Annotated in this window: 8 protein-coding genes; 3 read left to right on the plus strand and 5 right to left on the minus strand. The window is 68.3% G+C overall.

The features are described from left to right. Positions 1-9: 9 nt before the first annotated feature. The 4 genes from ABD017_RS06700 to mnmG form a co-directional block, all read right to left on the minus strand. Complete coding sequence (locus ABD017_RS06700; protein ID WP_343881435.1) at positions 10-1,977, minus strand: autotransporter domain-containing protein; 1,968 nt, start codon at positions 1,975-1,977, stop codon at positions 10-12. A gap of 226 nt (positions 1,978-2,203) precedes the next feature. Continuing rightward, positions 2,204-4,555, minus strand: a complete 2,352-nt coding sequence (locus ABD017_RS06705) for a Tex family protein (RefSeq protein WP_343881437.1) — start codon at positions 4,553-4,555, stop codon at positions 2,204-2,206. 265 nt (positions 4,556-4,820) lie between these two features. Beyond that, complete coding sequence (locus ABD017_RS06710) at positions 4,821-5,570, minus strand: RDD family protein (RefSeq protein WP_343881439.1); 750 nt, start codon at positions 5,568-5,570, stop codon at positions 4,821-4,823. Positions 5,571-5,637: 67 nt separating this feature from the next. Next, on the minus strand, positions 5,638-7,515 hold the full coding sequence (mnmG, locus tag ABD017_RS06715) for a tRNA uridine-5-carboxymethylaminomethyl(34) synthesis enzyme MnmG (RefSeq protein WP_343881441.1): 1,878 nt from the start codon (positions 7,513-7,515) through the stop codon (positions 5,638-5,640). Positions 7,516-8,126: 611 nt separating this feature from the next. Between mnmG and ABD017_RS06720 the strand changes: the two genes are divergently transcribed. Then, a complete protein-coding gene (locus ABD017_RS06720) occupies positions 8,127-8,306 on the plus strand; it encodes a hypothetical protein (protein WP_343881443.1) in 180 nt (59 codons plus the stop codon). A gap of 19 nt (positions 8,307-8,325) precedes the next feature. Here the strand turns inward: ABD017_RS06720 and pepN are convergent, their stop codons facing one another. Further along, a complete protein-coding gene (pepN, locus tag ABD017_RS06725; protein WP_343881445.1) occupies positions 8,326-10,977 on the minus strand; it encodes an aminopeptidase N in 2,652 nt (883 codons plus the stop codon). A gap of 67 nt (positions 10,978-11,044) precedes the next feature. Between pepN and ABD017_RS06730 the strand changes: the two genes are divergently transcribed. Together ABD017_RS06730 and ABD017_RS06735 are read left to right on the plus strand one after the other, a co-directional pair. Continuing rightward, positions 11,045-12,052, plus strand: a complete 1,008-nt coding sequence (locus ABD017_RS06730) for an aldose 1-epimerase (RefSeq protein WP_343881447.1) — start codon at positions 11,045-11,047, stop codon at positions 12,050-12,052. Further along, the gene (locus tag ABD017_RS06735; protein WP_343881449.1) at positions 12,049-13,002 is read left to right on the plus strand and encodes a pyridoxal-phosphate dependent enzyme; all 954 of its coding nucleotides are present in this window, start codon (positions 12,049-12,051) and stop codon (positions 13,000-13,002) included. The genes ABD017_RS06730 and ABD017_RS06735 overlap by 4 nt, the downstream gene beginning before the upstream one ends. Positions 13,003-13,014: the final 12 nt, after the last annotated feature.

The following is a 13,014-nucleotide window of genomic DNA, read 5'->3' on the forward strand; positions in this document are numbered from 1 at the left end:
GGCAGATCATCAGAAGCCGATCTTCATGCCGATGTTGACGCTGTTGTACTTCTGGCTGTTGTCGCTGAAGCGGCCGCTGTAGCCGATCCAGCTGCTGATGTTGGACGTCAACTGCGCCGAGAGCCCCACGTCGGCCGTGCCCCAGCTGTCGTCGGGAATGAAGCCGGTCAGGGCGAACGTGCCGTTCATGCTGTTGAGGCCGGCGCTGACGGTGCGCGGGTCAGCCTTGCTGTCGTGGTTCCAAGCCACTTCGGCGTAGGGCGACAGCACGGTGTTGCCCGCCTGCCAGTGGCCTTGCAGGCGCCAGCCGGCGCTGGCCACCAAGGCATCGCGCTGCTGCCGCCCGAACCACATCGCGCTGCTGTCGTTGCCGTTCTCGGTATAGCCATTGATCTTGACCGTCTGCCATTCCACGGTGGCGAACGGGCCGGTGCGCAGGCCGTTGAAGTCGAGCCACCAGCCGCCGGTCAGTCCGCCGCCCAGATGCGAACCGTCCGCCTTGCCGGTTTCGACGCGATGGGCGGCGCCGAGCGTCACGTGGCGCTCGATATCCTTGAAATTGGATTGCCCGAAATTCGCGTAGCCACCCACGTAACCACCGCCGGCGTGATAGGTGACATAGGCCAGCCCGCTGATGTCCTGCAACTTGTAGCCGCCACCGCCGGCGAAATCGGCGGTGTGCTGGCCCACGCCCAGCGCCATGCCGGCGGACACGTGGTCGGTGGCGCGCACGTCGGCGCCCAGGGTGAGGTTGACGTTGTTGCTGTCGGTTTTCGGCGCGCCGTTGACGGCCTTGAAGCGCTGGCGGCCGTAATCGATGTTGAGGAAGGCGCGCGTGTCGCTGCCGGCGCCATCGGCCAGCATCTCGTTGCGGATCGCACGGGTCTGCGCACTGTTGGCCGTCAGCGGGGCTTCGCCCAGCAGCGAGACCTGTTCCGGCGCCCGCAGCACCGACAGCACGTACTGGCCCAGCATGGCGTGCGCCGCGGTGGTGGGATGCACGCCATCGGCGAACAGGTAGCTGTTTTCCGTTCCCGGTGCGTAAGTGACCGTGGCGCCCGGCGTGCCCTGCGGCGCGCATTCCACCGAGCTGCCGCTGCCGCCGGTGCAGGCCGGGTCGGTGACATTGCTGAAGCCGTACGTTTGCGGATTGGCCACCACTTCGTTCAACAGGCTGTAGGTGTTGATCGGGATGATGCCGGTGCCCAGCTGCGAAAGGCCGGCGTTGAGCTGGCCATTGAAGACCAGGCTCAGCCCGCTCAGCGAGGCCGCTGCGTCCGCGCCCTGCGACCGGGCCGAGGGCGTGATGCCCACGTTGGGCAGGTTGAACACCAGGATGTTGGTGGCGCCCGCGGCCTGCAATTCGCCGATCAGCTTGACCTCCTGCTGCGCGGCGGCAGCGACATTGGCCTGCACCTGCTCGGCGGTTTCGAAGGCGCTGACATGGGCCTGCGCCAGCACCTGGCTGCTGATCTGTGCGGCAACCTGTGCCGCCGTTTCCGGCGGCAAGCCGGCCGTATTCGCGGCAATCAGCTGTTGCGCCTTGGCACCGGCGCCCGCGGCAGTAGCGTGATAGAAGATGTCGTTGGCGCCACCCCACACCGAATACAGCGCGTTGCGGTCGACGGCGCCTGCGGCGAGATAGCCGTCCATTTGCGAGGTGAGCGTCGGTACGCCCGCGGGCGTACCCGGCGAATTGATGTTGATGCCAGCGCCACCCCACGCGTAATCGCTGCCACCGCCAAGCGAGGGCGTCAGTGAAAAGCCCAGCCCGGTGGCCACGTTCTCGATCGTGGTGGTGCCGGGATTGGTGGTGAACCGCATCGGCACCGGCGACTTCGCGAACGTGGAAATATTGCCGCTGTCGCTGAGGCTGTCGCCGAAGACGACGACGTTGCTGAACTGGGCGGCGGTGGCGCTGGCGCTGAACAGCAGCGCCGCGGAGATGGCCCCGGCGAGATAACGAGAACGCGGCATGGAAGTACTCCTGATCGGAAAACTTGTTATGTCCGAGTTACGTTAATCCAATCCATACGGAAGCGCATGCTGCGGTGCATGGCGGCCAACGGGGTGGGGTGCTTCCGTGTGTGGGAGCGACTTCGGTCGCGACGCCTTGCTCCCGCTGCCAAGGCAAAAGCATCGCGACTGAAGTCGCTCCTACAGGGCTGCGCCGCTTTTCGGTGTTGCCCCTGGCGTCGGTCGGTCAGCGTTGTCGTGCCTTCGCCAGGGCGTCGGCGAAAGCGCTGTTGACGGGAGCCGCCGTCTGTCTGGGCGTCGCGCCCGCAGGACGTGCGCCGCCCCCGCGTCCCTCGCGGGCGCTGCCACGTGACGATGGCTCGCCGTTGCCCGCCGGCTTGCCGCCGCGCGCCTGCCCCGGTTCGTCGTCCAGCCGCATGCTCAGGCCGATGCGCTGGCGCGGCAGGTCGATCTCCATCACCTTGACCTTGACGATGTCGCCGGCCTTCACCGCATCGCGCGGGTCCTTGACGAAGCTGTGCGACAGCGCCGACACGTGGACCAGGCCGTCCTGGTGCACGCCGATGTCGACGAAGGCGCCGAACGCGGCCACGTTGGTGACGCGACCTTCGAGGATCATGCCGGGCTTGAGGTCCTTCATGTCCTCCACGCCCTCGGCAAAGCTGGGCGCCACGAATTCGGGGCGCGGGTCGCGGCCGGGCTTTTCCAGTTCCTTCAGGATGTCGCGCACGGTGGGTACGCCGAACTTTTCGTCGGTGAACTGCTCGGGCTTGAGCGCGCGCAGGAAGCCGGTGTCGCCGATGACGCTTTTCACCTCCCGGCCGCACTGGGCGATGATCCGCTCGACGACCGGATAGGCCTCCGGATGCACCGCGCTTGCGTCCAGCGGGTTGTCGCCGTTGGTCACGCGCAGGAAGCCGGCACACTGCTCGAACGCCTTGTCGCCCAGCCGCGGCACTTTCAGCAGCGCCTTGCGATTGGCGAACGGGCCGTTGCTGTCGCGGTGCTTCACCACGTTCTCGGCCACGCTGGCGGAAAGCCCGGCCACCCGCGACAGCAGCGCGGCCGAGGCGGTGTTCACGTCGACGCCGACCGCGTTGACGCAATCCTCCACCTTCGCGTCCAGTGCGCGCGCCAGCTTGATCTGGTTGACGTCGTGCTGGTACTGGCCCACGCCGATCGCCTTGGGCTCGATCTTCACCAGCTCGGCCAGCGGGTCCTGCAAGCGCCGCGCGATCGATACCGCGCCGCGCAGGCTCACGTCGAGATCCGGGAATTCCCTGGCCGCGGTTTCCGAGGCGGAGTACACCGAGGCGCCCGCTTCGCTCACCACCACCTTCGACAGCTTGTGTTCCGGGTGCGTCTTGGCCAGGCCCTTGATCAGTTCGGCGGCCAGCTTGTCGGTCTCGCGCGAGGCGGTGCCGTTGCCGATGGCGATCAGGTCGACGCCGTGCTGCTTGCACAGGCGCGCCAGCGCGGCCAGCGATTCGTTCCACTGGCGTCGCGGCTCCAGCGGATAGATGGTGTCGGTGGCCAGCAGCTTGCCGGTGGGGTCGACCACGGCCACCTTGCAGCCGGTGCGGATGCCCGGGTCCAGACCCATCACGGTTTTCGCGCCGGCCGGCGCAGCCAGCATCAGGTCTTTCAGGTTGTCGCCGAAGACGCGGATCGCCTCGTCCTCGGCGCCTTCGCGCACGCGGCCGAACAGGTCCAGGGTCAGGTGCAGATGCAGTTTCACGCGCCAGGTCAGGCGCACGGTTTCGCGCAGCCAGGCATCGGCGGGGCGGCCGCGGTCGTGGATGTCGGCGCGGGCGGCCACGCGGCCTTCGGCTTCGGCGTGGCCATGGTCGGCGTCGGTGTCGGGCGCCAGTTCCAGCTCCAGCACGCCTTCGTTGCGCGCGCGCATCAGGGCCAGCAGGCGATGCGAGGGAATTTTCCCGATCGGTTCGACGTGATCGAAATAGTCGCGGAATTTCGCGCCTGCCGCTTCCTTGCCCTCGACGACCCTGGCGCGAATCTGGCCCTTGCTCCACAACCAGTCGCGCAGCTCGCCCACCAGTGCGGCGTCTTCGGCGATGCTTTCCATCAGGATCGCGCGCGCACCGTCCAGCGCGGCGCGCACGTCGGCCACGCCTTTTTCCGCATCGACGAAGGCTTCGGCGAAGGCTTCCGGCGTTTGCGTGGGATCGTCGCGCAGGCCCAGCGCCAGCGGTTCCAGCCCGGCTTCGCGGGCGATCTGCGCTTTCGTGCGGCGCTTCGGTTTGTACGGCAGGTACAGATCCTCCAGCCGCGCCTTGGTGTCGGCGGCGAGCAGGTCGGCCTTCAGCGCGTCGGTGAGCTTGCCCTGGTCCTCGATGCTGGCCAGGATGGCCGCGCGGCGGTCTTCCATCTCGCGCAGGTAATGCAGGCGCTCTTCCAGCAGGCGCAGTTGCGTGTCGTCGAGCCCGCCGGTGACTTCCTTGCGGTAGCGCGCGATGAACGGCACGGTGGCGCCGCCATCGAGCAATTCCACGGCCGCGCGAACCTGCTCGGTGCTGGCGGCGATGTCGGTGGCGATGCGTTGTTCGATGCTGAGCATGGGTGGCTTTCAATTCCTGGCAACGGCGCGGGCGCCGGGTGAATGTGGTGGATCGGCGATGATAACAAGCAGGTGCTGGCGCTCGGCGCGAGGTGTGCCCCAAGCATGCTTTCGCCCCGGCATCGGCGCCGGTGCCAGCCAGGCCCGTCCACCGTCATCCCGGTTTTCGCCGGGATGACGGTCTGGTGAGTTTGGCTGTTGTCCTGCAAGCGCCGGTTCGAGGAAATCGCCCCTGGTTCGCGCGCTCCAACGCACGTGGCGTGGGTCAGGCGCTGAAGGTGCTTCCGCCCGTGCTCGATGCCGGCCTGGTATCCGTGTCGCCGGCCCTGCCGTTCAACACCAGCGTCTTTGCCAGCAAATCGTGCAGGCCCTGCCGGCGCGCGGTCCAGGCGACCGCCAGGTAGCAGATGAGCGGGATCAGCGAGGTCACCACGTTGGCCAGACGCACCGCGTTGCGCAGCAGGCTGCGGCCCAGGGTGATCCGTTGCCCCTCAAGGTCGGTGACGCGCAAGCCCAGCGCGCGCTTGCCCGGCGTGGCCTGCCAGCGCGACTGTTCAAACAGCGCGTAATAGATGAAACCGGCCAGCAGCGCCAGCAACGCGGCCGGATGCATCGTGTGCGCGTACTCTGCCGCGGCGACCTCCAGGCCAACACCGGCCTTCAATTGCGCGGAGAAGCGCGCCAGGGCCGCCGGCGCGCCCATCGAGAACCCGATGATGGTGGCCGGCAGCATCAGGATCAGGTAATCGATGATCCATGCGCCCAGGCGCCTGCGGAAACTGGCGACATCGGCCAGTGCGTCGGTGGCGACGGGCGGCATCGGCGGGATCGTCGCGGTTTCATCGGTGGCGGCCTGCGCGGACGGAAACAGCACGGACAGCGGCTGCCAGTCGGCCAGCCCTTCGTACCAGCCCAGGTCGGCGGGGCTCACTTCCCCGCTGGCCAGCCATTGCCGCACATCGGCCTCGGTGTACGGGCCGTGGCGCTCGCCGTCCCGGCCGATCCAGACTTCCATCGTGCATGCTCCTGCAGAAAAACGGTAGCGGACATGATGCCACGCGCCACGCCGGCCGCCTCCTGCATCACGCCGCGTCGCGACGTTTCAGGTGCACCAGCAGCAGGGAGATCGCCGCGGGCGTGACGCCGCTGACGCGGGCGGCCTGGCCGATGGTGGCGGGCAGGGTGCGTTTCAGTCTCAGCAGCACTTCGGCGGACAGGCCGCGCACCTTGTCGTAGTCGAAGCCGGCGGGGATGGTGGTATTTTCGTGACGGCGCTGGCGCTCGATCTCCTCGCGCTGGCGTTCCAGGTAGCCGGCGTACTTGATCTGCACCTCGACCTGAGCGGCCACGTCGTCGCGTGTTACGGCCGGGCCGAATTCGGCCAGGGCGGTGAGCTGCGCGTAGTCGATCTCCGGTCGGCGCAGCAGATCCGCGGCGCTGGTTTCGCGGCTCACCGCGATGCCAAGTTGGCGTTCCATGGCCGCACCCAGCCCGTTGTTGGGGCCGGCCCACAGGCTGCCCAGCCGCTGCATCTCGCGTTCGACCGCATCGCGCTTGGCGCGCAGCGCGTCGAAGCGCGCCTGCGGCACCACGCCCAGCGCATGGCCGGTCTCGGTGAGGCGCAGGTCGGCGTTGTCCTCGCGCAGGTGCAGCCGGTATTCCGCGCGCGAGGTGAACATGCGGTATGGCTCGATGGTGCCGTTGCTGGTGAGGTCGTCGATCAGCACGCCGATGTAGGCCTCGTCGCGGCGTGGATACCACGGCGCCTTGCCCTGCACCGCGAGCGCGGCGTTCAGGCCGGCGATCAGGCCTTGCGCGGCGGCTTCCTCGTAGCCGGTGGTGCCGTTGATCTGGCCGGCGAAATACAGGCCGGGGATGGCCTTGGTTTCCAGCCACGGGCTGAGCCCGCGCGGGTCGAAGTAGTCGTATTCGATGGCGTAGCCCGGGCGGGTGATGTGCGCGTTTTCGAAGCCCTTGATCGAGCGCACCAGCGCCAGCTGCACGTCGAATGGCAGCGAGGTGGAGATGCCGTTGGGGTAGATCTCGAAGGTGTCCAGCCCTTCGGGTTCGATGAAGATCTGGTGCGAGGACTTCTCCGCGAAGCGCACCACCTTGTCCTCGATCGACGGGCAATAGCGCGGGCCGATGCCCTCGATCTGGCCGGTGTAGAGCGGCGAACGGTCCAGCGCGCCGCGGATGATCTCGTGCGTGCGCTCGCTGGTGTGGGTGATCCAGCAGCTGACCTGGCGCGGGTGCTCGTCGCGCGTTCCCAGATAGGAGAACACGGGCGTCGGCGTGTCGCCGGGCTGTTCTTGCAGCGTGCTGAAATCGATGCTGCGCTGGTCGATGCGCGGTGGCGTGCCGGTCTTCAGGCGGTCGGTGGCCAGCGGCAGCTCGCGCAGCTTGGCGGCCAGCGCGCTGGAGGGCGGGTCGCCGGCACGGCCGCCGGCGTATTGCGCCGGGCCGATGTGGATCTTGCCGGCCAGGAAGGTGCCGGCGGTAAGCACCACCGCGCGCGCCTCGAACGACAAGCCCATCTGGGTGACCACGCCGCAGACGCGGCCGTGCTCGATGACGAGGTCGTCCACCGCTTGCTGGAACAGGTCGAGATTCGGCTGGGTTTCCACGATGTGGCGGATCGCGGCCTTGTACAGGGCGCGATCCGCCTGGCAGCGGGTGGCGCGCACGGCCGGGCCTTTCGACGCGTTCAAGGTGCGCCACTGGATGCCGGCACGATCGGCCGCGTGGGCCATGGCGCCGCCCAGCGCGTCCACCTCCTTCACCAGATGGCCCTTGCCGATGCCGCCGATGGCCGGGTTGCAGCTCATCTGCCCGATCGTCTCGATGTTGTGGCTGAGCAGCAGCGTGCGCGCGCCGGTACGCGCGGCCGCCAGCGCCGCTTCGGTGCCGGCATGGCCGCCGCCGATCACGATGACGTCGTAGGGGGTGGGGTGACGCATGGAACTGACCTGGCCGTGCAAAAGGTGACGAAATAGGCGCTATGGTACTGCCATCAACCGGTTACGGCGGGATTTGGCGTTGCTGGCACGTATCCTGCTTTTTGTGTCCTGCACTTTCCCGGGCAGACGCTGCGCCCGGCGCGCCGAGATCGAACGACAGGGGTTTGATCGCGTACCGGGAAAGGAAGCCTAGACGGCACCCTTCGGGGTGCCGTCGCCTTTTGCGGGGCCGGAAAAGCCAGACCCCGCGACAAGCGCGGGTTGCGAGCCTGAAAAGCCAGACCCCGCGACAAGCGCGGGGTCTGGGGGCTGCTTAGATCTGGCGTCCGGCGGTCTCAGGAACAGGGGGAATCCAGGATGACCGTGTTGCCGGACGCCAGAAGCCGGGAAACTGGCGTGTTCGAGGCCGGGAGCGATCTCGAAACTTCGGTCGATAGTTACTCGTCGAGCGTGAACATGCAGTGACTGAAACGGAGATTTGTGTCCCATCGCGGCAGCAGCTGACACGCAACGGCAGATCATGCCTACGTTCACGCAAGTGCACGAATTCTCCCGCCCTTTTGGCATGCCAGTTGCACAAGGCACGGCAGACAAGGGGAGGCTGTCTGACCATGAATTTCGATTTTCAACCGGTGTATGCCCATCACGATCTGTTGATCGAGATCGGCCGTGTGGAACTGGCCATGGAGAATCTCGAGGAGCGCGCCGGCGAGGAAAGCTCGACCCTGCTGCCGCGACTGGTTTCGCGCATGAACAGCCTGCGCGAGGCGCTGGCCGATCTGCCCGCCTGACCGGCGAGTGGCCGCCGCGTCACTGCTTCAGCACGTTGGCAACAATCTCGCGCAGGTTGCGTGACAGGCCATCGCGATCGGCCACATCTTCGATGACCGCGCGGGCCGCCTGGCGGCGGCCCGGCTCCAGCCGCTGCCAGCCGTTGAATGCCGTGGCCAGCCGCGCCGCCACCTGCGGATTCAGCGCGTCGAGCTGCACCAGCCGCTCGGCCAGGAAGCGATAGCCTGCGCCATCCGCACGGTGGAATCCGCTGGGGTTGGCCCGTACGAAGGCGCCCAGCAGCGATTGCACGCGGTTGGGATTCTTCAGCGTGAACGCAGGGTCGCGCTCCAGCATCAGCACGCGATCCAGCGCTGCCTCGCCCGGCACCTGCGCCTGCACCGTGAACCATTTGTCCAGCGCCAGCGCGTTGTCGGCATGCCGCTGGCGGTAGTGTGCGCGCGCCGCCGCGGCCTGGGGGGCGTCGCTGCGCAACAGCACGGCCAGGGCGCCGAGCCGGTCGGTCATGCCCGGCGCGCTGTCGTACTGGGCGGCCGCGAGCGGCTGCGCCACGTCGGGGGCGATCAGGCACAGCAGTTCCAGCACGCGCTGTTTCAACCGGCGCTGCGCCTGGCTGGCGGCATCCAGGGCCGCGCTGGCTTCGCCCGCCAGCGTCCGATAGCGCTGCTGCAGCGCCTCGGCCCCGATACGCTCGGCCAGCTGCCGCTGCAGCTGCTGACGCAAGGCGTGTATGCGCGCAGGATCGACGCGGGCCTCCCGTTCGGCCCACTCCACCTCGGTCGGCGGTGTCAGCAGATTGGCCAGCAGGGCCTGCTCGACCTCGCCGCGGGCGAACAGGTCGGACAGCGCTCCGAGCCATGCGTCCAGCGCATGGCCGGGGGCACCGTCGCGCAGCTCGGCATAGGCCAGCGTGGCCAGTTGCTGGCCGGCCTCCCAGCGGTTGAAGCCGTCGGGATCATGGCGCAGCAGCAGCGCCAGTTCGGCGGCGTCGTAGTCGCATTCCAGGATCACCGGCGCGGAAAAGCCGCGCAGCAGCGAAGGCACCGGGGCCGAGGGCACGTCGTGGAAGACGAAGGTGCTTTCGTCCGTGTCCAGCACCACCACGGTCTCGGTGGCTGCTTTGGACGTCTGGGCGTCCATATGCAACGGCATCATCCGGCCGTCGCGATCGAACAGCGCCAGCTTCACCGGAATGGGCAGCGGATGCGTCTGTGCCTGGCTGGCCGTGGCGGGCGTGTGCTGGCGCAGGGTCAGGGCGTAGCTGCGGCGGGCCTCGTCGTATTCGCCGCGCGCCTGCAGGCGCGGCGTGCCGGCCTGGGCGTACCACGCCAGGTACGGGCCGAGATCGGTGTGGTTGGCCTCGCCCAGCGCGGCCAGGAAATCCTCCAGCGTGGCGGCCTTGCCGTCGTTGCGTGCGAAGTACAGATCCATGCCGCGGCGAAAGCCTTCGCGGCCCAGGCGCCCGGCCAGCATGCGCACCAGTTCGGCGCCTTTCTCGTACACCGTGGCAGTGTAGAAGTTGTTGATCTCGCTGTACTGCGCCGGGCGCACCGGATGCGCCAGCGGGCCGGCGTCCTCGGGGAACTGGGCGCGGCGCAGCAGCGACACGTCCTCGATGCGCTTCAGCGGGGCGGAGTTCATGTCCGCGGAAAAGCTCTGCTCGCGGAATACCGTAAGCCCTTCCTTCAGCGACAGCTGGAACCAGTCGCGGCAGGTGACCCGGTTGCCGCTCCAGTTGTGGAAATACTCGTGCGCGATCACCGATTCCACGTGGCGGTACTCGTCGTCGGTGCTGGAACCCGGGTCGGCCAGCAGGTACTTCGCGTTGAAGATGTTGAGGCCCTTGTTCTCCATCGCGCCCATGTTGAAATCGTGGGTGGCGACCACGTGGAAAACGTCCAGGTCGTAGTTGCGGCCGTAGGTGCGCTCGTCCCAGCGCATCGCGCGCTCCAGCGCATCCATCGCGTAGTCGCAGCGATCGATCACGTCGGCTTCCGCCCAGATCTTCAGCGTGACCGCGCGGCCGTCGGCGGTGAGGTAGTCGCGCTCGATCGACTGCAGGCGGCCGGCCACCACGGCGAACAGATAGCCGGGCTTGGGGTGCGGATCGACGAAGCGCGCCCAGTGCCGGCCATCGTCCAGTTCACCGGCGCCATCGGGATTGCCGCCGGCCAGCAGCACGGGAAAGCGGTCGCGGTCCGCGCGCAAGGTAACGGTATAGAGCGCCTGCACGTCGGGGCGGTCGGGGAAAAACGTGATGTGCCGGAAGCCCTCGGCCTCGCACTGGGTCAGCAGGAAACCCGCCTCGGCCGAGCCGGAAAGGTAGAGCCCCTCCAGCGCGGTATTGGCGGCGGGGCGCAGGCGCACGCGGGTTTCCAGCACGCTGCCGTCGCGCGCGCCGTCGATCTCCAGCACGTTGTTGGCGTAGCGGTAGGCGTCGGCGGCCAATGCGGTGCCATCGAGTGCGATCGACAGCAGCTCCAGGTTCTCGCCATCCAGCCGCAATGGCTGCGTCTGCGTCGGATCGCAACGCAGCCGCAGTCGCGCGGTGACTTCGGTGGTGTCGATGGCCAGGTCGAACGCCAGTTCGACCGTTTCGACGCGCCACGCGGGCGCGCGATACGCGTCCAGGCGGGTGGGGGCAGCGAGTTGTTCGGGGCGGGCGTTCATGTGCAAAAAGAAGTGGGAGCGGAAGACGATCAGGCTAACATGGGCCTTTTCGCGACAGGAGCATCCGATGACGCGCTATACCGTCGAAGAGGTGTTGTGGGACGAGCAGAGCGTCCTGGCGCTGACCGATCATGCGCAGCAGCGGCACGTGCAGGTCGCCCGCCATGGCGCGGCGCTGCTCACGTTCAAGATTCCCGTCAACGGTGTGCTGCACGATCTGGCCGACGGCTACCGCGATGCGGCCGAGATCGTCAGCCGGCCGAGTTCGCGCTTCGCCATCATGGTCCCGTTTGGCGGCCGCATCGCCGCGGCGCGCTACGAATTCGACGGCCAGGTGCAGGACCTGCAACCGGGTGTGGTGGGCGATCAGCGCGCCAGCCGCCACGGCTTCGTGCGCGGCGTGGATTTCGACATCGTGGCCTTGTCGGCCGACGAGCAGCGCGCGCAGCTGACCCTGGCGACGTCGGCGATCCGGCCGCAACCGGGCTACCCGCACGCGATCGACCTGCGCATCACCTACACGCTGGGCGCGCAGGGGCTCACGCTGGAGGCGGCCATGCGCAACGTGGGCGACAGTGCCGCGCCGTGCTTCTTCGGCTGGCATCCGTATTTCCGGCTGCCGGCGGGCGGCGTGGACGACTGGCAGCTGCAGATCCCCGCGCAGACGCTGATCCACACCGATGCCAACCTCATCGCCTTGCCCGGCGCGCCCGCGTACGTGGCGCTGGACGACGCGCCCGCGCTGGATTTCCGCGTGCCGCGGCGCATCGACGACGCCATCATCGACCAGGGCTATACCGACCTGGAGCCGGAAGCGGACGGTCGCATCCGCACGTATCTGCGCGACCTGGCCAGCGGCGTGGGCATTGCCGTGTGGCAGGAGCGCGGCATGATGCACGCCTTCACCGCCGACACGGTGACGCGTGACGTGCGCGGCTCGGTGGCGCTGGAGCCGATGGAATGCATGGCCAACGCGTTCAACCGGCCCGAGTGCGCCGACGCGATCCGGCTGCTGCCGGGGGCCGAGCGCCGCTTCCGTTGCGGGGTGGAAATCGAGACGGACGCCGTGGCATGAGCCGCGACGCGCTCCCCACCATCGACGATATTCGCGCCGCCGCCGCGCGCATCGCGCCGTTTGCGCAGGTGACGCCGGTGCTGCGCAGCGATGCGCTGGACGCGTTGACCGGCGCGCAGCTGCATTTCAAGTGCGAAAACCTGCAGCGTGGCGGCGCCTTCAAGTTTCGCGGCGCCTGCAACGCGGCATGGGCGCTGGACGATGACCAGGCCGCGCGCGGCGTGCTGACGCATTCGTCCGGCAATCATGGCAACGCGCTGGCGCTGGCCGCGGCCACGCGCGGCATCGCGGCGCACGTGGTGATTCCCGAGGGCGCGGTGCAGGCCAAGGTCGAGGCGATCGAGCGCGCCGGCGCCACCGTGCATCGCTGCGCACCCACGCAGGCCGCGCGCGAGGCGATGGCCGCCGAACTGCAGCGCCAGACCGGCGCCGTTCTCGTGCATCCCTATGCCGACAGCCAGGTGATGGCCGGGCAGGGCACGCTGGCGCTGGAGCTGCTGCGCCAAGTGCCGGACCTCGATGCCTTGATGACGCCGGTGGGCGGCGGCGGGCTGGCCAGCGGCGTGGCGATTGCCGCGCATGCGCTGGACCCGGCGCTCGCGCTGTTCGGCGCCGAACCGGCTGGCGCCGATGACGCGGCGCAGTCGCTGGCGCACGGTGCGCGGATCACGAGCGTGGTGCCCGATACCTTGTGCGATGGCCTGCGCGCGCTGGTGGGCGAGCGCAACCTGGAAGCGCTGCGCGCGCATCACGTCGATGTCATCACCGTGACCGACCAGGAAACCGTGGCCGCGATGCAACTGCTGTGGCGCGAGCTGAAGATGCTGGTGGAAGTGTCCAGCGCCACCGTGCTGGCGGCGATCCTCAAGCAACCGCCACGGTTCGCCGGCCGGCGCGTGGGCGTGGTGCTGACCGGCGGCAATGTGGATCTTGGCGCGCTGCCCTGGTGAAACCACCTGCAA

Origin of the sequence: Rhodanobacter caeni (assembly GCF_039523575.1) — a bacterium.
In the GTDB taxonomy this organism is placed as follows: Bacteria; Pseudomonadota; Gammaproteobacteria; order Xanthomonadales; family Rhodanobacteraceae; genus Rhodanobacter; species Rhodanobacter caeni.

What these genes read in the sequence shown, in the direction of transcription:
- ABD017_RS06720 (WP_343881443.1), top strand. Translation starts at nt 8,127, where the DNA reads ATGAATTTCGATTTTCAACCGGTGTATGCCCATCACGATCTGTTGATC.
- ABD017_RS06735 (WP_343881449.1), top strand. Translation starts at nt 12,049, where the DNA reads ATGAGCCGCGACGCGCTCCCCACCATCGACGATATTCGCGCCGCCGCC.
- ABD017_RS06710 (WP_343881439.1), bottom strand. Translation starts at nt 5,570, where the DNA reads ATGGAAGTCTGGATCGGCCGGGACGGCGAGCGCCACGGCCCGTACACC.
- ABD017_RS06730 (WP_343881447.1), top strand. Translation starts at nt 11,045, where the DNA reads ATGACGCGCTATACCGTCGAAGAGGTGTTGTGGGACGAGCAGAGCGTC.
- mnmG (WP_343881441.1), bottom strand. Translation starts at nt 7,515, where the DNA reads ATGCGTCACCCCACCCCCTACGACGTCATCGTGATCGGCGGCGGCCAT.
- ABD017_RS06705 (WP_343881437.1), bottom strand. Translation starts at nt 4,555, where the DNA reads ATGCTCAGCATCGAACAACGCATCGCCACCGACATCGCCGCCAGCACC.
- ABD017_RS06700 (WP_343881435.1), bottom strand. Translation starts at nt 1,977, where the DNA reads ATGCCGCGTTCTCGTTATCTCGCCGGGGCCATCTCCGCGGCGCTGCTG.
- pepN (WP_343881445.1), bottom strand. Translation starts at nt 10,977, where the DNA reads ATGAACGCCCGCCCCGAACAACTCGCTGCCCCCACCCGCCTGGACGCG.